The organism is Micromonospora sp. NPDC003816 (assembly GCF_042874705.1).
In the GTDB taxonomy this organism is placed as follows: domain Bacteria; phylum Actinomycetota; class Actinomycetes; order Mycobacteriales; family Micromonosporaceae; genus Micromonospora.
The window spans coordinates 881,188-899,005 of sequence record NZ_JBIANP010000001.1; the positions used below are offsets into that span (position 1 = coordinate 881,188).

The 17,818-nt window shown below is 73.7% G+C and carries 13 protein-coding genes; 4 read left to right on the forward strand and 9 right to left on the reverse strand.

Annotated features, from left to right (window positions below; all coding sequences use genetic code 11):
* Window positions 1-18: 18 nt before the first annotated feature.
* The 4 genes from ACFYTT_RS03720 to ACFYTT_RS03735 form a co-directional block, all read right to left on the reverse strand.
* A complete protein-coding gene (locus tag ACFYTT_RS03720; RefSeq protein WP_387257560.1) occupies window positions 19-3,402 on the reverse strand; it encodes a beta-L-arabinofuranosidase domain-containing protein in 3,384 nt (1,127 codons plus the stop codon).
* A gap of 204 nt (window positions 3,403-3,606) precedes the next feature.
* On the reverse strand, window positions 3,607-5,073 hold the full coding sequence (locus ACFYTT_RS03725) for an NAD(P)/FAD-dependent oxidoreductase (RefSeq protein ID WP_357214254.1): 1,467 nt from the start codon (window positions 5,071-5,073) through the stop codon (window positions 3,607-3,609).
* Window positions 5,070-5,339, reverse strand: coding sequence for a (2Fe-2S)-binding protein (locus ACFYTT_RS03730; RefSeq protein WP_357214256.1), 270 nt, complete (start codon window positions 5,337-5,339; stop codon window positions 5,070-5,072). Before ACFYTT_RS03730 ends, ACFYTT_RS03725 begins: the two co-directional genes overlap by 4 nt.
* On the reverse strand, window positions 5,336-6,511 hold the full coding sequence (locus ACFYTT_RS03735) for an FAD-binding oxidoreductase (protein WP_357214258.1): 1,176 nt from the start codon (window positions 6,509-6,511) through the stop codon (window positions 5,336-5,338). Before ACFYTT_RS03735 ends, ACFYTT_RS03730 begins: the two co-directional genes overlap by 4 nt.
* 191 nt (window positions 6,512-6,702) lie before the next feature.
* On the opposite strand from ACFYTT_RS03735, the gene ACFYTT_RS03740 reads away from it, so the two are divergent.
* From ACFYTT_RS03740 to ACFYTT_RS03755, 4 genes are all read left to right on the forward strand, one after another.
* The gene (locus ACFYTT_RS03740; protein ID WP_357214260.1) at window positions 6,703-7,599 is read left to right on the forward strand and encodes a dihydrodipicolinate synthase family protein; all 897 of its coding nucleotides are present in this window, start codon (window positions 6,703-6,705) and stop codon (window positions 7,597-7,599) included.
* A gap of 19 nt (window positions 7,600-7,618) precedes the next feature.
* Entirely contained in the window at window positions 7,619-8,629 is a 1,011-nt protein-coding gene (locus tag ACFYTT_RS03745) for a proline racemase family protein (protein WP_131053283.1), read from the forward strand.
* A gap of 17 nt (window positions 8,630-8,646) precedes the next feature.
* Window positions 8,647-10,026 (forward strand): aldehyde dehydrogenase family protein, encoded by a 1,380-nt coding sequence (locus ACFYTT_RS03750; RefSeq protein ID WP_387257564.1) that lies wholly within the window; start codon window positions 8,647-8,649, stop codon window positions 10,024-10,026.
* A gap of 69 nt (window positions 10,027-10,095) precedes the next feature.
* Entirely contained in the window at window positions 10,096-10,776 is a 681-nt protein-coding gene (locus tag ACFYTT_RS03755; RefSeq protein WP_236145927.1) for a GntR family transcriptional regulator, read from the forward strand.
* Window positions 10,777-10,869: 93 nt separating this feature from the next.
* Here the strand turns inward: ACFYTT_RS03755 and ACFYTT_RS03760 are convergent, their stop codons facing one another.
* The 5 genes from ACFYTT_RS03760 to ACFYTT_RS03780 all read right to left on the reverse strand — a co-directional run bounded on the left by ACFYTT_RS03760 (window position 10,870) and on the right by ACFYTT_RS03780 (window position 17,818).
* Window positions 10,870-12,612 (reverse strand): ABC transporter ATP-binding protein, encoded by a 1,743-nt coding sequence (locus ACFYTT_RS03760; RefSeq protein ID WP_387257566.1) that lies wholly within the window; start codon window positions 12,610-12,612, stop codon window positions 10,870-10,872.
* On the reverse strand, window positions 12,609-14,297 hold the full coding sequence (locus ACFYTT_RS03765; protein ID WP_387257567.1) for an ABC transporter ATP-binding protein: 1,689 nt from the start codon (window positions 14,295-14,297) through the stop codon (window positions 12,609-12,611). Before ACFYTT_RS03765 ends, ACFYTT_RS03760 begins: the two co-directional genes overlap by 4 nt.
* A gap of 133 nt (window positions 14,298-14,430) precedes the next feature.
* Window positions 14,431-15,348: an ROK family protein gene (locus ACFYTT_RS03770; protein ID WP_176093812.1), complete on the reverse strand. Its 918-nt coding sequence runs from the start codon at window positions 15,346-15,348 to the stop codon at window positions 14,431-14,433.
* A complete protein-coding gene (locus ACFYTT_RS03775; RefSeq protein ID WP_387257570.1) occupies window positions 15,345-16,805 on the reverse strand; it encodes an argininosuccinate lyase in 1,461 nt (486 codons plus the stop codon). The genes ACFYTT_RS03770 and ACFYTT_RS03775 overlap by 4 nt, the downstream gene beginning before the upstream one ends.
* Before the next feature lie 65 nt (window positions 16,806-16,870).
* Window positions 16,871-17,818, reverse strand: a complete 948-nt coding sequence (locus ACFYTT_RS03780; RefSeq protein ID WP_217706004.1) for an amidohydrolase family protein — start codon at window positions 17,816-17,818, stop codon at window positions 16,871-16,873.

Consider the following 17,818-nt stretch of genomic DNA (forward strand, 5'->3'; position numbering starts at 1 on the left):
CCGCCACCCGGCAGAGCACTAGCCGAGCGCCGGGTACGGGGCCTCGACCTCGGTGACGATCTCCTCGCCGTCGACGGTGCCGGTGATCCGGACGGTGGCGGTGCCGGCCGGTACCGCCGCGGCGCGCGTGGTGAACTGCTGGAAGGCGCTCCTGCCCGGGGCGACGCCGGTCACCGTCCGCGAGCCGAACGCGGTGACCAGCTCGATGGTGAGCGGCACCTGGTCGTCGTTGCGGGCGGAGACGGAGACGTACGCCGTGCCGCCGATGCGGTGCGTCTTCGCGGTCACCTCGACATCGAACGAGGACCCGGGGTCGAGTTCGGCCCTGGCCCGGGTGGCGTCGGCGACGATCCGGTCGCGTTGCGCGGCGGTGAAGACGTCCGCGTCGACGAAGGCGTCGGCGATGCGGGTGACGGCCGTGACGAACTGGCCGTGGCCGGCGAACGGCGCCTCGTCCCAGAGCAGGTCGAGGAAGGTCGGACCGTCGGTGCCGGGTGACGGCACTCCGGTGACCGGGATGTCGTACGCGGGCAGGCCGTCGTTGCGCTTGTGGTTGGGTACGCCGGTGTCGATGCCGCCGAACACGACCGTCGGTTCGACCCGCCGGAAGTACGACGAGACGGCCTGGGTGTCGGCGACGTAGTACGGCCGCAGGGTGAACCCGTGCGTGGCGAAGAGCTGGTCACCGGCGGCCGTGGTGCTGCTCGGGGTGATGGCGGCCCGGCTGTAGTCGCCGTCGCGCCGGAGGTGGCGGTACAACGACAGCTCCCGGAAGGCGCCCCCACCGGGGTTGCCGAGGATCTGCAGCAGCACCGGTCCCCAGAACAGGGCCTGGGTGTCGGGGCGGTCGATGGCGCGTTCGATGCGGATGCTGAACGGCATCCGGATGTCGACCGTGTCGCCGGAGCGCCAGGTGCGGCTCAGTGTCAGGTAGCTGCCCGGGGTGGCGGTGTGCTGGTGTGCGACACCGTTGACGCTGACCTGGAAGCCCTTGCGCACCCAGGCCGGTACGCGAAGCTTGATCTCCAGTGGACCGCTGCCGTTGACGGTCAGCCGGGTGTGGTCCCGGCGGGGGTAGTCCGTCTCCTGGACGACGGTGAGGTCCTTCTCCGACCACGTCAGGGTCGACGGCACGTACAGGTTGACCCAGAGGGTGGAGTCGTCGGCGGACTTGAAGTAGATCGTCTCCTGGTACTTGGTGTGGTTCTCCACCCCGGTGCCGCCGCAGCAGGTGCCGGTGTTGCCGTAGCCACGGGCGGCCCCCGGGGTCAACGGCTGGAAGTAGGTGACCTGCGGGTTGCTGACGGTGGTGGTGTCGGCGCGTGACCCGGCGATCTGGTTGATCAGGCCCCGCTCGTAGTAGTCCAGGTACGCCGGGTTCTGCTCGTGCAGGAACAGGTTGCGGGCGAGTTTGATCAGGTTGTACGTGGTGCACGTCTCGGCACCGCCCTGGGCGATCGAGTTGGCGATGTTGTCCCGGTTCTGGAACAGCTCGATGTTGTTGTTCGAGCCGGGGTAGTTGCCGCCGGTGCCGCCGTTGGCGTACGCGCGGTGCGGGACCACCATGCCGAAGAAGTTCTTCGCGGCCTGGAAGTACTCGGTGTCGCCGCTGTGTTCGTAGACGCGCAGGTAGCCGACGAACTGCGGCACGTGCGAGTTGGCGTGCAAGCGGTCGGGGCGGCGTCGGCCCGGGTTGGTGGCCGGGGTGGTCACGAGGATGTCCCGGTTCTCCACGCAGGCGTCGAAGAGCGACTCGCGGTTGTCGAACAGCCTGGCGGTCTCCAGGTGCCGACTGTCGCCGGTGAGCGCGGAGATCTCCGGGAACACCTCGTTCACGCCGCCGGTCTCGCCCGCGATGTAGAGGTCCCACATGTAGTTCAGGTTGTCCCGGGTGATCGGTCCCGGATAGCCGGGGTGGTTCTTGTCGCCGACCGTCAGCGCCAGGTGCGCCCAGTCGGCCATCCTGGTCACCACGTCGAGCGCCGTGGCGTTGTCGGTGTGGTAGTACGCGTCGAGCAGACCACGCATGATCTTGTGCTGGGTGTACCAGGGGGCCCAGGTGTTCGTGGCCGCGTTGCTGCCGTACACCGCCCACCGGGGCGGCCCGAGTCGCAGCACCGCGTCCTCGGGGATGGCACCGAGGTAGCCGGGGTGGGTCGGCACCCACAGCTCGGTCCCGCCGCTCTGCGTGGCGACGATCCCGCCGTCGCGGCCGTTCGGTGACGAGTCCAGGATCGTCGAGCCGCCCTCCTCCTCGAACCGGTACCAGGCGATCGAGCCGCCTCCGGTGCTGCCGGCGGGGGAGTTCTGCAGGGACGCCACCTCCTGTGCGCTGAGCGCCCGGTCGAAGATGTGGAACTCGTCGACGGTGGCGTTGAGCATCGGGTCGCCGTACTGCGACCGTCCGATCCACCGGTTGCCGGGGTTCCCCAGGTTCGCCGGACTCAACGTCATGCTCGTGTTCTGGCCGACCTGGACGCCGTTGACGTACAACGTGCCGGTGTTCTGGGTGAGGGTGACGGCCAGGTGCACCCACTGGTTGACGGGCAACGCGGTAGTGCCGTTGATCTGCTGTTCGCCGGCGCTGCCGCCGACGGTGATCGCGAACCGGGGTGCGTTACCGGTCGATCCGGCACGCGGGGCGAGGAACATGTTCACCGTGCTGTTCTGACCGAAGTCGAACAACCGGCTCCAGTTCTGCGTGGCCGCCAGGTTGACCCAGGTCGCGATGGTGAAGTCGGTGAGCTGGCTGATCGCCTCCTGCGGCAGCGTCACGTGCTCGGCCCGGCTGGGACCGCCCAGTCGCAGGCCGCTGCCGAACCGGCCGGGCACCCGGTCGATCTCCGGCTCCGCCGGCTCCTGCGGATCGCCGCCCGGATCGCCGGTGCCCATCCGGGCCGTGATGGCCGCCTGGCAGGCGGCGAGTTCGCCGACCATCCAGTCGAGCTTGTTCTTGAAGATCGGTTCACCGAGGTCGGCGTATCCCTGCGCGAGGGCGGTCATGACGTGCCCGGCCCAGTGGCCGCTGAGCAGGCCGCCGTCCTCCCAGCCGCCGGGTGTGGTGACCCCGGGCGGGTTGGGTCGGCCCGCCTGGTTGTTGAACAGCACCAGGAAGCGCCGCTCGTCGAGTTGCCGCAGGTAGTTCTTCATCCGGTCCCGCTTCTCCTGGAGCAGGCCGTTGCCGAGCCGGACGTCACGGAGCGGGAACGGCCGGACCGGTGCGGTGCCGCCCGGACCGGGATCGGCGAGGCGTGGCGCGGGCGTACCGGGGCCCGAACCCGGGGTCGGTGCCGCCTGTGCGGCGGTCGGGAAGGCACTCGCGGTGGCGACCGCGGCTACTCCGGCGGCGGACACCTGCAGGACCTGACGTCGACTCACGGGGATCTCAACGGATTCAGCCACTTAGGATCGTCCTTCCAGGTGGGGTACGGCTCGACCGGTGCGGCGGCGCGGGGTGGATTGTCAGCGAGTGTGAGCGTTAACTTTCCGCTCGTCAATCCCGTGACCCGGTGATGTGCGGAATGCGAAACCGGTAGGTAACGTCGCGATGTTAACGCTCACAGACGCGATTACCTGGGGTTCTCGGGCGCCCGTGGAGGCGTCCGCCTAGCGGTGATCCACCCCGGATCCGTCCTTCTCGGACGCGGCCAGTCGTCCCAGCGACAGCGGGGCGGCGATCGGTCGTTCCGCGAAGGCCCGCAGGTCCGCCCCGGTGACCGCCCGACCGGCGTGGTGGGCGGTCAGGCAGGCGGTGGCGAAGCCGCACACCCGGCCCTGGCACCAGCCCATCCCCGGCCGGGCCAGCAGCTTGACGGTGCGGGCCTCGGTAGCGCCCAGCAACTCCACGGCCTGCCGGATCCCGCCCGCGTCGACCTCCTCGCACCGGCAGACCACGGTCTCGTCGGCACACCGCGCGAGCATGTCGTCGGGGATCGGGTAGGCCCGGTGCAGGGCGGCGGCGAACCGGCGCAGGGCACGGCGTCGACGACGTGCCGCCCGATCCCCGGGCAGCGGTCCGGCGCCGAGCGAAGCCGCCGCCGCGGCACCGGCGATCCGACCCTCCACCGTCGCCAGGTCGGCGCCGCCGACGCCGGTGGCCTCACCGGCCGCCCACACCCCGGCGACGCTCGACGCCTGCTGCTCGTCGACGGACACCACCAGGCTCTGGTCGGCGTCGACCCGGGTCGCGCACCCGAGTTGGAGCGCCAGGTCGAGTTGCGGCGTGAACCCCCACCCGACGGCCAGCACGTCGCAGTCGATCCGCCGCTCGGTGCCGGTGCGTACCCGGCCGTCCCGACCTCGCCGGGCGACGACCACCCCGGTCAGCCGGTCCGTGCCGGTGGCCCGCAGCACGACGTGCCGATGCCGGACCGGCACCCGGTGCCGCGCCAGCCGGGCCGCGTACCCGGCCGCCTCACCGAACTTGCCGGCCGCGCCGAGCAGCGCGCGGGGGTGCCGGGCCAGGGCGAGCGGACCGTTCGCCTCCACCACCGCCGCCACCCGTGCGCCGTACCGGGCCAGACCGTCGGCGACCGGCAGCAGGAAGGGCCCGGTGCCGGCCACCACCACCCGCCGTCCGGGTACGACCAGATGACCCTTGAGCAGGGCCTGCGCCCCGCCTGCGGTGATCACGCCGGGCAGGTCCCAGCCAGGGAAGGGCACCTGCCGGTCGTACGCGCCGGTGGCGAGGACGAGCCGGCGGGCGGCGACGGTGACCGGGTCGGGTGTGCCGTGCTGCCGAGGCTCGGCGCCGACCAGGCAGCGGAGCGCCCAACCGTCGCCGTCCGGCGTGACGGACCAGACGTGGTGCCCGGCCAGCCGGACGACCCGACCGGCGTCGGCCAGCGCGGCGAGACGGTCCACGGTGGAGGTGAACCGCCGCCAGCCGTGGTGCAGGGTGGCCGGCCGGAAGCGGCCGGCGCCGGGAGCGGGGGAGCGCCAGTACTGCCCGCCGGGGCGTACGCCCGCGTCGACGATCGCGACCCGGGCGCCGGCCTCCGCCGAGGCGAGCGCGGCGGCCAGTCCCGCCGGCCCGGCACCGACGACCGCCACGTCCACGCGTACGCCGGTCATCGCCCGGTGCCCTGCTGGGTGCGGACGTCGTCGCCGGGTGTGGCGGGCACCAGGCAGGCCCGCAGCGACGGCTGTCCGTTGACGGTCACCAGGCAGTCGAAACAGATTCCGATGCCGCAGAACAGCCCCCGGGGTCGCCCGCCGACGCGGGTGTCCCGCCAGGACAGCACCCCGGCGGCGGTGAGGGCGGCGCCGATGGTCCAGCCGTCGCGACAGGGCACCGGCGTGCCGTCGAGGAGGATCTCGAACTCGTCGGGGTGGATCACCGGGGCACCTCCGGGTCGAACCGGTCCGGGCGGAACGGGGTCAGGTCCATCTCGGGCGGCGTGCCGAGCAGGCTCTGCGTGACGAGACGCGCGGTGCCCGGTGCCAGGCCGATGCCGGCGCCCTCGTGGCCGCACGCGTGGTGCAGCCCGGGGGCCCGGGGGTCCGGGCCGATCACCGGCAGGTGGTCGGGGCAGTACGGCCGGAATCCCCGGTACGCGCGGATCACCGCCACGTCGCGCAGCACCGGGAAGAGGCGTACCGCACCGGCGGCGAGCTGCCGCAGGGCCGGGACGGAGAGGCTCCGGTCGAAGCCGACGCGTTCCCGGCTGGCGCCGATGAGCACGGTGCCCGCCCGGGTGCCCTCCACCACCGTGGAGGTCCGCAGCGCGGCCGAGTCGCTGGCCACGTCGGCGACGTAGTCGGCGAGGTACACCTTGTGCCGGATGAGCGCCGGGAGCGGCTCGGTCACCAGGATGTAGCCGCGTCGGGGCGCGATCGGCAGCACGACACCGGCCAGTGCGGCGACCTGACCGGCCCAGGTGCCGGCGGCGTTGAGGACGGCGGCGGCGGGGATGTCGCGTCGCGGAGTCCGTACGCCGACCACCCGTGGTCCGTCCCGGAGCAGGTCGGTGACCGGCTCGTGCGGCAGCACGGTGGCGCCGCCCCGGCGGGCCAGTCGCAGCAGGTGGGCGGCGGCGAGCATCGGCTGCACCTGCATGTCCTGCGGGTACCGGTAGCCGCCGGTGAGGTCGTCGCCCAGGTGCGGTTCGTGTGCGTGCAGCCGGTCCCGGTCGACCGCGACCGCCTCGACGCCGAGGTCACGTTGCCGCGCGGCGAGCCGGGCCAGACCGTCCAGCGACGCCCCGTCGGTGGCGACCACCAGTCCGCCCTTGGCCTCCATCTCCACCAGGTCACCGAAGGTCGTGTCGCGCACCGGCAGGTCGGCCAGGGCGCGCCACTGCCGGTGCGAGTGCAGCGCGAGGTCGAGTTCCGGGCCGGGTTCCTTGTCGGAGACGAGGATGTTCCCCTCGCCCGCCCCGGTGGTGCCGCCGACGATCGGTCCACTGTCGACGACGGTCACCGACAGGCCCGCCCGGCTCGCCTCGTGGGCGCAGGCCGCGCCGACGATGCCCGCCCCCACCACGACCAGGTCCACCGCCCCGCTACGCACGCGAGCACCGGCCCGGTCGGCCGGGCGCAGCGGTGCGACAGGGCCCGGCGGGGCAGTGGGGTGGCGGGGCGGCGGGGCGGCGGGGTGGCGGGGCGCAGGCATGGCACCTCCGACGTCGGGGGCTGGAGGGCGGCGGGACGCCGTTGTAGTGTGTGACATTGTACTGGCCGCCACGGAATAAGGAGCACCCGATGCCCCCTCGGTCGAGACCATGGCACGGCGTACTGGTGGCCACCACGGTGCCGCTCGACGACCGACTCGCGGTCGACGTCGACCGGTACGCCGAGCATGTCCGTTGGCTCGCCGACGAGGGCTGCGACGGGGTCGTGCCGAACGGCTCGCTCGGCGAGTACCAGACCCTCACCCCCGAGGAGCGCAGCACGCTGGTCCGGGTCGCGGTCGACGCCGCACCCGACGGCTTCACCGTGATGCCCGGCATCTCCGCGTACGGCGCGATCGAGGCGCGGCGGTGGGCCGAGGACGCCGCCGAGGCCGGCTGCGCGGCGGTGATGCTGCTGCCGCCGAACGCCTACCGGGCCGACGAGCGGGCCGTGGTCGCGCACTACCGCGAGGTCGCCAAGGTCGGCGTGCCGGTGGTGGCGTACAACAACCCCATCGACACCAAGGTCGACCTCACCCCGGAGCTGCTCGCCCGCCTGCACGGCGAGGGCCTGATCGTCGGCGTCAAGGAGTTCACCGGCGACGTCCGCCGCGCCTACCGGATCGCCGAGGCGGCACCCGGTCTCGACCTCATCGCCGGGGCCGACGACGTCACCCTGGAGCTCGCGGTGGCCGGCGCGCCCGGCTGGATCGCCGGGTACGTCAACGCGCTGCCCCGGGCCTGCGTCCGGCTCTTCGACGCGGCGGCCGACGGCGACCTGGCCACCGCGCTGCCGCTCTACCGCGCGCTGCACCCGCTGCTGCGCTGGGACTCGCGGACCGAGTTCGTGCAGGCGATCAAGCTCTCGATGGACGTCGTCGGACGCTACGGTGGGCCCTGCCGCCCGCCCCGGGTGCCCCTCACGGCGGACCACGAGCGCCTCGTCCGGGAGGCCACCGAGAAGGCGGTGGCGGCCGGCGGCCGGTGACGGGAAGGGCGGTAGGACGATGCGCAGCACGCGGGTGTTCCACGCGGTCGACTCGCACACCGAGGGCATGCCGACCCGGGTGGTCACCGGCGGCATCGGTGTGATCCCCGGCGACTCGATGGCACAACGGCGCCGGCACTTCGTCGCCCATCTCGACCACCTCCGCACCCTGCTCATGTGCGAGCCACGCGGGCACGCCGCGATGAGCGGGGCGATCCTGCAACCGCCCACCCGGCCCGACGCCGACTGGGGCGTCCTCTTCATCGAGGTCAGCGGCTGCCTGCCGATGTGCGGGCACGGCACCATCGGGGTGGCCACCGTGCTGGTGGAGACCGGCATGGTCACCGTCACCGAGCCGACCACCGTGATCCGGCTGGACACCCCGGCCGGGCTGGTGACGGTCGACGTGGCGGTCCGCGACGGGCACGCCGAGTCGGTGACCCTGCGCAACGTGCCCGCCTTCGTGTCGGACCTGGACGCCACGGTCGACGTGCCCGGGTACGGCCCGGTCACCCTGGACCTCGCCTTCGGCGGCAACTTCTACGCCGTCGTCGACCTCGACCGGCTCGGGATCGCCTTCACGCCGACCGACCCACAGACCCGGCAGCGGATGCTCGACGCCGGTCTGGCCATCATGGACGCCGTCACCGACCAACTCCGGCCGGCGCACCCCGAGGACCCGACGATCGCCGGCTGCCACCACGTCTACCTCGCTGCCCCCGGGTCCGACGCCCGGCACTCGCGGCACGCGATGGCCATCCACCCCGGGTGGTTCGACCGATCGCCCTGCGGCACCGGCACCTCGGCCCGGATGGCCCAACTGCACGCCCGGGGCGAGTTGGCGCTCGGCGCCGACTTCGTCAACGAGTCGCTGATCGGCAGCCGCTTCGTCGGCCGGCTGCTCGACCGCGCCACCGTGGCGGGCCGACCGGCCGTGATCCCGACGGTCACCGGCCGCGCCTGGATCACCGGCACCGCCCAGTACCTCCTCGACCCCACCGACCCGTTCCCCGCCGGTTTCCTGCTCTGACCAGCACTGGAGTTCTCATGTCCGTCGTCGTGTCCGCCTCCCCCCAGCGTCCGGAGGATGTCGTCGTCTCGGTGCCCGCCGCGACCATCGAGGACGTCGGCACGGCCGCCGGGGCGGCCCGCGCCGCGCAGCCCGGGTGGGCGGCGGCACCACCCGCCGAGCGGTCCGGGGCGCTGCACGCCGCCGCCGACGCGGTCGCCGACGCCACCGCCGAACTGGTCGACCTGGTCGTGCGGGAGGTGGGCAAGCCGATCACGGAGGCGCGCGGTGAGGCGGCCCGGACGGTCTCGCTGCTGCGGTACTACGCCCAGCAGGTCTACGACCCGACCGGTGCGGTGCACGACCCCAGCGGCGGTCGGGGCCTGGCGTACACCCGTCGCCGACCGCGTGGCGTCGCCGGCCTGGTCACGCCGTGGAACTTCCCGCTGGCCATCCCGATGTGGAAGGCGGCCCCGGCGCTGGCCTTCGGTAACGCCGTCCTGCTCAAGCCGGCACCGCAGGCGACGGCCTGCGCGGTGCGCCTGGCGGAGCTGGTCACGCCGTACCTGCCCGACGGGCTGCTGACGGTGCTGCCGGGTGACGCCGAGACGGGCCGGGCGGTGGTGGACGCCGGTGACGTCGTGTCGTTCACCGGCTCCGCCGAGGTGGGCGCCGGCGTCGGCGCGACCGCCGTGGCGCGGGGCGTGCCGGTGCAGTGCGAAATGGGCGGGCTCAGCCCGGCGGTGATCCTGCCGGACGCCGACGTCGAGTCCGCCGCCCGGCAGGTCGCCTACGCCGCGTTCGGGTACGCCGGCCAGAAGTGCACCGCCACCAAGCGCGTCATCGTGGTGGGTGACCCGACCGCGTTCACCGACGCGCTGGTGACCGCCGTGGCGGCGTTGGCCTGCGGCGATCCCGCCGCGCCGGAGACCGTGGTGGGGCCGGTGATCGACGAGGCCGCCCGGGCCCGGGTGCGGGAGGCCGCACAGAGTGCCGTCGCCGCCGGTGCGCGGCTGCTCACCGGTGCCCGTACGCCCCGGGAAGCGGGCTGGTTCGTCGCCCCCACGCTGCTGGCCGACGTCCCCGCCGACCACCTGCTCCAGCGCGCGGAGGTGTTCGGTCCGATCTGCACACTGAGCCGGGTGGACGACGTCGACGCGGCGCTGGCCGCCGCCAACGACGTCCGGTACGGGCTCGCCGCCTCGGTCTTCACCGCCGACCTGGACGCCGCGCTGCGCTTCGCCGACGGGCTGGCGGCCGGACAGATCAAGGTCAACGCGCCGACCGCCGGAGTGGACTTCCACCTGCCCTTCGGCGGCGAGCGCGCCTCCAGCTACGGACCTCGCGAACAGGGCAAGGCGGCGCAGGACTTCTACACCGCCCTGCACACGGTGACCGTCGCACCCGCCGGAGGCTGAGCCGCGCCGGGTGTCCCGGGACCCGCCGCCGTGGCGTCGCCTACCATGCGGCGGGAAGGAGACGTGGTGGTGACTGACGCCTTGGAACTGCCGTCCCTGGGGGCGCGACCGAGCCTGCGGGGACAGGTCGCGCACGCCCTGCGGGCCGCGCTGGTGGCCGGCCAGATGCGCCCCGGCGAGGTCTACTCGGCGCCGACGCTCGCCGCCCGACTCGGCGTCTCCGCCACCCCGGTCCGCGAGGCGATGCTCGACCTGGTCAAGGAGGGCCTGGTCGAGACCGTGCGGAACAAGGGCTTCCGGGTCACCGAACTGTCCGATCGGGAGCTTGACAACCTGACCGAGATCCGCCAGCTGATCGAGGTGCCGACCACCGTCCGGGTGATCGGTGTGGCCACCGCCGAGGACGTCGCGCGCCTGCGACCGATCGCCCACCGGATCGTCGAGGTGGCCGAACGCAGGGACCTGATCGCGTACATCGAGCACGACCGCCGCTTCCACCTGGAACTGCTCGCGCTGGCCGGCAACAGTCACCTGGTCTCGCTCGTCGGTGAGCTGCGGGCGAGGTCGCGGCTGTTCGGGCTGACCCGGCTCGCCGAGACCGGGGAACTGGTGCCCTCCGCCCGCGAGCACGTCGAGATGCTCGACCTGATCGAGGCGGGCGACCGGGCCGGACTGGAACGGCTGATGCGCGTGCACATCGGTCACGTACGCGGCCGCTGGGCCGGCCGGGCGGAGCCGACCGCCGACTGACCCCCGCCGGACGGCCCTGACCGGTGGCGCGGACGGCCCTGACCGGCGGCAGGCGGTCCGGACGGCGCTGCCTGCCCGCCGCCCGGCGTACGGTCAGCGCTGCCAGGCGGCCCAGAGTTCGGCGTACCGGCCGCCCGCGGCGACGAGTTCCGCCGGGGTGCCCAGCTCGACGATCCGTCCGTGCGCCATCACCGCGATCCGGTCGCAGCTCTGCGCCTGCGTCAGGCGGTGCGCGACCACCACGGCGGTGCGTCCGCGCACCAGCGCGGCACTGGCCAGCTCCAGTTGCCGGGCACCGGCACTGCCGGCCTCGGCACTCGCCTCGTCGAGCACCACGATCGGCGGGTCGAGCAGGGCGACCCGGGCCAGCGCCACCTGTTGCGCCTGCCCCGGGGTGACCGGGTGCTCGCCCTCGCCGACCCGGGTGTGCAGCCCCTCCGGCAGCGCGGCGACCCACTGGTCGGCACCGACCAGCCGCAGCGCGTCCCACATCTGCTCATCGTCGGCGTGCGGCACCGCCAGTCGCAGGTCGTCGGCGAGGGTGCCGGCGAAGACGTGCACCTCCTGGGTGACGACGCCGACGGTGCGGCGCAGCTCCACCGGATCCAGGTCGGCGATCGGTCGCCCGCCGAGCAGCACCTCGCCCTCGGCGGCCGGGAACACCCCGCCGAGGATGGCCGCCAGCGTCGTCTTGCCGGCACCGCTCTCGCCGACCACCGCCAGCGACTCGCCCTCCGCGATCTCCACCGAGACGTCGTGCACCACGGTGGGGCCGCCGGGGTAGCGGTGCCCGATCGACTTGGCGCCGATCCCGCCCGCCGGCCGGTCACCGGCACGCGGGCGCGACTCCGGCACGTCGAGTCCGGTGATGCCGACCAGCCGGGCGAGCGCGGCACCGGCCGACTGGACGTCGTTGAACGAGATCAGGAGCATGCCGAGCGGGCCGAAGAGCCGGTGGAACAGCAGCGCGGCGGCGGTGACGTCACCCACGCTGCTCTCGCCCGCGCGGACCAGCAGGAAGCCGGTCAGCAGGACGGCGGTGAGGCCGATCGCCTCCGCGTAGTTCATCATGTTCGCGAACCACAGGAACCCGCGTACCGCCCGCAGGCGCGCGGTGACCGCCTTGCGTGACGCCCCGTCCACCCGCTGGCCCTGCCGCTGCGCCATGCCGTAGGCGTGCACCGTCCGGGCGCCGGTGAAGGTGGTCAGCAGGCTCTGCGTCCGTTCCGCCGCAGCCTCGCGCTCGGCGGCGTAGAGCCGCTTCGCCTGGGGCACGAACCGGCGCAGGCTCAGCACGTGCACCGGGAGGACGACCAGGAACGCGAGCGCGATCCGCCAGTCCAGGGTGGCGAAACCGGCGAAGGTGATGACGACGGTGACCAGGGCGGTGAAGATCCCGGCGGCCAGCCGGACCGAGTCGGTGACCTGTTCCACGTCGTCGGTGACCCGGGCGGCGACGTCGCCGGAGCCGGCGCTCTCCAGCCGGGCCGAGTCCATCCGCAGGGCCCGGTCGAGCACCTCCTCCCGCAGGTCGGCGCAGGCCCGCATGCCCCACTCGGTGACCAGCCACCGGGACACGCCGGTCAGCACGGCGGCGAGCAGACCGATGCCGAGGATCCAGGCCGAGGTCACCAGCAGCGCGTCGACGGTGCCGCCCGCGACGACCAGGTCGACCAGCCGACCGAGCAGGATCGGCACCACCACGGCCGCGGCGCTGGCCGCGACGGACGTCAGGACCGACGTCCAGGCCAGCAGCGGATAGCGGCGCAGGTTGCGCCAGAACGTGGCCAGGGTCTCCCGGCCGGAGGCGACCGGCAGTATCGTCGTCGCGCTCATCGCAGGACCACCTCGGCGTACGCGGACTGGGTGAGCAGGTCCCGGTGCGATCCGACGGCGGCCACCCGCCCGGCGTCGAGGAAGACGACACGGTCGCACCGGTCGAGCAGGGGAGCGCTGGTGGTGACCAGCACGGTGGCCCGGTCGTCCCCGGCCCGACGGGAGCGAATGCCCTCGGCGATGGCGTGCTCGGTGACCGCGTCGACTGCCGTCGTCGGGTCGCGGAACACGGTGACCGGCCGGTCGGCGAGCAGCGCCCGGGCCAGGGCGATCCGCTGCCGTTGCCCGCCGGAGAGGTTCAGTCCGTGGTCGAGCAGTTCGCGGTCCAGCCCGGTGCCGCCCTCGGCGAGCAGGTCGTCGACGGAGGCCGCCGCCATGCTCTGCCGCAGCGCCGCGTCGTCCCGGTCGTCCCCGCTCTGCAGCACCTCGCGCAGGGTGCCGCCGAACAGGTCGACCGCGTGCGGCTCGACGAGCACGACCTGCCGCAGCGAGGCGACGTCGAGGTCACCGACCGGTGACCCGGCCAGGGTCACCTCGCCCCGCTCCGGTGCCCGTGCCCCGGCCAACAGGTCGGTGACGTCGTCGGCGGTGGTGGTCTGCCCGGTGACGACCCCGAGCACCTCCCCGGGGCGCACCTCGAGACTGGCACCGTCCAGGCCCGAGGTGTGCACCTCGGCGAGGACCAGCGGACCGGGCTGCGCCTCCCGTACGCCGGAGGTGGCGCGCTCGGGCGCGGCCAGCACCTCGGCCACCCGGGCCGCGCTGGCCCGCGCGGTGGCCAGCCGGAAGACGCAGTCGGCCAGGTTGAGCACCGGGTCGGTGATGAACGCGGCCAGGCCCACGATGGTGATGAGCTGCCCGACCGTGATCCGCCCCTCCAGGGCGAACCAGCCGGCCAGGGCGGCCACGATGGTGATCAGCAGGCCGGTGGTGAACGTCGACACCCCGACGAACGCGGCACCGGCCTTGACCGCGCCGACGTTGGCGCGCAGCGAGGTGCGGCTGGCGGTGCGGTAACGCCGTGACGCCTCGTCGACGCCGCCGAACCCGCGCAGCGGGCGGAGCCCCTGCAGCAGGTCCGACGCGGTCGCGGCGGCCCGGCCGATGGCCTGCTGCTGCGCCGAGGTGTGGCGTTCCACGAGCGGCCCGAGCGCGTGCAGGGCGAGCACCAGCACCGGGATGCCGATCACCAGCCCGAGGCCGAGGGTCCAGTCGATCCGCAGCAGGACGATCGTGGAGACGACCAGCCCGAGCAGCGCAGAGATCACCCGGCTGCCCAGCTCCAGTGAGTCGGCGGCGGCCTGGGTGTCGGTGGTGGCGATGGAGAGCAGCTCTCCGCTCTGCCGGCCGGTGCGGATGCCCTGCCCGCCCAGCAGTCGCCGGACCACGCGCATCCGCAGCACGTGTGACTCCTCGGTCACCGCCTTCGACAGGAACCAGAAGCCGGACCGCCACCCCATGGTCAACGCGGTGAACAACGCGAAGATCCCCAGGACGGACCAGAGCATCGCCGAGGTCGACCCGGTGCTCACCGCCTGGTCGATGACAAGGCCGATGGCCACCGGGACCAGTGCCTCGCACACCTGGTGCAGCGACCAGAAGGCGGTGCAGAGCGCGGTGTCCCGGCGCTGCCGCCAGAACATCTCGCCGAACAACCGGCCGGTCGGGCTGACTCGCACGGTCACCTCACCCGCCGTCGGTCGGTGCGGCGGACCCCCGCCGTCGGCTCTGCCATCTCGCCTCACTCTCCACAAGTTAGGTGAGGCTAACCTGTGGTCGTGGCGCGGCGCCATCCGGTAGCGGGTGTCGTCCCGGCGGTCAGCCGGTGACCACGACCGCCTCCCGGGCGAGCGTGACCGCGCCCAGCAGGGCGGCGTCGTCGGCGAACCGGGACAGTACCACCTCCGGCCGATGCGGCAGCACCTCGGTGAGCCGGTCGACCAGCAGCTCCCGGATCAGGGCGCTGCCGGCCACCCCACCGACCAGCACCACCCGCTGCGGGTCCAGCAGCAGACAACACGTGACCAGGTGCCGGGCCAACTCGTCGAGCCGGGCGATCAACGCCTGCCGCTCCGACCCCGGTCGTTCGGCCGCACCGGCGAGGGCCGCCGCGCCGCCGGAGAGACCCAGTTCGGCGGCGACCACGTCCAGGGCCCGACCGGAGAAGTCCAACTCCAGCATGGTGCCCGGCCACGGGCCGCCGGAGACCGCGTACCCGATCTCACCGGCGGCACCCCGGTGGCCGGAGACCACCGTGCCGCCGACGGTGATCGCCGCGGCCACTCCGGTGCCCAGCCCCAGCACGAGGCCCGGATCGGCGTCGCGCAGCGCGCCGAGCCGCAGTTCGGCCAGGGCGGCGGCGTTGAGGTCGTTGTCCACCGCCACCTCGGTGACGTCGAGCGTCTCCCGCACCGCGTCGGCCAGCCGCAGGCTCTCCCAGCCGGGAACGTTCGGCGCCAGCTCGATGCCGTCGGCCCGGATCACCCCGGGGGAGGCCACCCCGGCGGCGAGCAGCGGGCCGCCCACCTCGGCCAGCAGCCGGGCGGCGAGCCGCAGCGCCCGGTCCAGCGCCTGCGGCGCACCGCGCTCGGCGTACGTCGGAACCCGCTCACGGGCCATCAGCCGGCCCTGCCGGTCGGCGACCCCGACGGCCATCTTCGTCCCGCCGAAGTCGATGCCGAGCAGCAGCCCGTCGGTGTACGCGCCCGACTCGGGTCGCGCCAGCTGCACGCTCATCGGGCCGCCATCTCGGTGGCGACCGCGTCCAGTGCGGTGTCGGCCCGGTCGAGACGGTCGCGTACCGCCGCCAGCCGTGCCCGCGCCGCGTCGAAGCTGCCTCGCAGCGTCGCCACCTGGGCGCGTACCGCGTCGCTGCCCGGCCCGTCGGCCTGGGCGCGGCCGAGCACCAGCTCCGGCCGGACGGCGGCGGCGATCAGGTCGTCCACGGCGGCGTCGTCGAGCCCGCCGGGAACCAGCCCCTCGGCGGCGGCCCGCACATCGTCGGCGGTCCAGCCCTGCGGGGCACCGCCGCGCACCAGCCGACCCACCACCGAGTGCGCGGCCCGGAACGGCACACCGTGCCGGGTCAGGGCGTCGGCGGCGGCGGTCGTGGTGGCCCCGGAGGCGACGATCTCGGCCGCCGGCGGCGGCGTCAACGGCGCGATCTCGGCGAGGAAGCCGCCGAGCAGGGCGAAGAACCGGTCCGTCCGGTCGTTGCTCTCCCAGAGCCGCACCTGCACGTCGGTGGTGGCGTTGTTCGAGTCCTCCCACCAGGCCGCGCCCACGTTGTTCAGCACCGAGGCGGCGTCAGCGGCGGCCTGCCCGGCGTACGAGACCAGGTGCTCCAGCACCACCGGGTTGCGCTTCTGCGGCATGATGCTGCTGCCCTGGGTGAAGTCACCGGGCGTGGTCACCCACTGCCAGCTCAGCCAGTCCATCAGGGTGCGCGCCAGCCGCGCCCCGGTGGCCAGCGCCTGGGCGTTGAGGGTGCCGACCCGCACCAGATGGTCGGCGCCGGCCACCGCCTCGTACGAATTGGTCACCAGACCCGCGAAGCCGAGCAACTCGGCCACCCGGGCGGGGGAGATGTCCAGGTCGGTGCCGGCGAAGGCGCAGGACCCCAGCGGCGAGACGTTGAGCGCCTCGATCACGTCGGCGTAGGCGAGCGCCTCCCCGGCCAGCGCCTCGGCGTACCCGGCCAGGGCGTGCCCGATGGTGGTCGGCTGGGCCGGACGCCGGTGGGTGTAGCCGGTGATCACCACGTCCGCGTACCGGTCCGCGGCGTCCAGCGCGACCGTGCCGGTGGCCAGTACCCGGTCGAGCACGCCGGTCAGCTGGTCGCGCAGCAGCATCCGGAACACCCCGGCGTCGAGGTCGTTGCGGCTGCGCGCCATCTGCACGTCCAGCTCCGAGGTGGGTATCCCGCAGGCCGCCGCGAGGCGCTTCTCCACCAGGTAGTACGTGTCCTCGAAGGTGCCGTCGAAGGGCGGCGCGTCGGCCTGGTCGGCGCGCAGCTCGGCCAGTCCGCGCAGCAACCGGGCGCCCCGATCGGCGGGGATCAACCCCTGCTCGGTCAGCATCACCACGTGCGCCTGGCTGGCCCGCACCATCGCCGGGAACAGGTGCCCGACGTGGTGGTCGTAGGTGGGACGCAGGTGGTGCCGCTGGTAGGTGGTCAGCGCGGGTGTGCTCATGACGGAGTTCCTTACTTCCTCTGCGGGCCGGGTCGGCGCGGGGGCCGTCCCGGACGGTCGGCCGGTCAGTCGTCCAGGCCGAGCAGGCGCTCGGCGTTACCGGCGAAGATCGCGCGCAGGTGCTCGTCGGGCAGGCCCAGTTCCCGGCAGATGCGGAGCTGGTCGTCGAGGTAGCGGGTGACGTACCCGCGCGGGAACCACGACGAGTCGCTGCCGAACACGATCCGCTCCGGGCCGATGGTCTCGTAGCAGCGCCGGAACAGGTCCTCCAGCGTCAGCTTGTACGGCATCCACCGCACCCACTGGTTGGAGCCGGAGGTGTCGACGTGCACGTTCGGGCAGCCCCAGGCGGTGAAGAGCAGCTCCTGCACGTACTGCACGCCGAAGTGCGGCACCACCACCGGCAGCTCCGGGAACCGACGGGCCATCCGGGCCAGCTCCTCCGGACCACCGTGCCGGCCGAAGGTGAGGCCGCCGGCGCTGCCGTAGTGCCCGATGTGGATCAGCACCGGCACACCGAGCCGCTGCGCGGTGCCCCAGAGCGGATCGAGGTCCGGCCCGTCGAGCGGGCCGCGCAGCAACGGCGCGAACAGCTTCAACCCGCGCAGGCCGCGTTCGGTGACCGCCCGTTCCAGCTCGGCCGCGGCGTCCGGTGCGTACGGGTCGTGGTGGGCGAAGCCGAGCAGCAGGTCCGGGTGCCGGTCGACCACGTCGGCCACCGCGTCGTTGCCGCCGCCGGTGACGAACACCGCCCGGCGTACGCCCACCCGGCGCAACTCGTCGGCCCACCGGTCGGCCTCGTCCGGCCAGTGCGCGGCGGGCGGCTCCGGTTCCGGGAACGACCACGCCTGCCGCCACGCCCGCGCGTACGGGGCGGAGGCGGCGGCGCGGGCTGCCCGCCCGGGTGCCCCGCCGGGGTGCATCCCGGCGGCCTCCTCGCAGGCGTGGATCGTCTCGTCGGCGCCGATGCGGAAGTGCAGGTGGAAGTCGACGACGTCCAGTCCCCGGTCCAC

Excerpts from the sequence above, each read along its gene's own strand:
- ACFYTT_RS03745 (WP_131053283.1), top strand. The coding sequence starts at position 7,619 with ATGCGCAGCACGCGGGTGTTCCACGCGGTCGACTCGCACACCGAGGGC.
- ACFYTT_RS03770 (WP_176093812.1), bottom strand. The coding sequence starts at position 15,348 with ATGAGCGTGCAGCTGGCGCGACCCGAGTCGGGCGCGTACACCGACGGG.
- ACFYTT_RS03760 (WP_387257566.1), bottom strand. The coding sequence starts at position 12,612 with ATGAGCGCGACGACGATACTGCCGGTCGCCTCCGGCCGGGAGACCCTG.
- ACFYTT_RS03740 (WP_357214260.1), top strand. The coding sequence starts at position 6,703 with ATGCCCCCTCGGTCGAGACCATGGCACGGCGTACTGGTGGCCACCACG.
- ACFYTT_RS03750 (WP_387257564.1), top strand. The coding sequence starts at position 8,647 with ATGTCCGTCGTCGTGTCCGCCTCCCCCCAGCGTCCGGAGGATGTCGTC.
- ACFYTT_RS03775 (WP_387257570.1), bottom strand. The coding sequence starts at position 16,805 with ATGAGCACACCCGCGCTGACCACCTACCAGCGGCACCACCTGCGTCCC.
- ACFYTT_RS03725 (WP_357214254.1), bottom strand. The coding sequence starts at position 5,073 with ATGACCGGCGTACGCGTGGACGTGGCGGTCGTCGGTGCCGGGCCGGCG.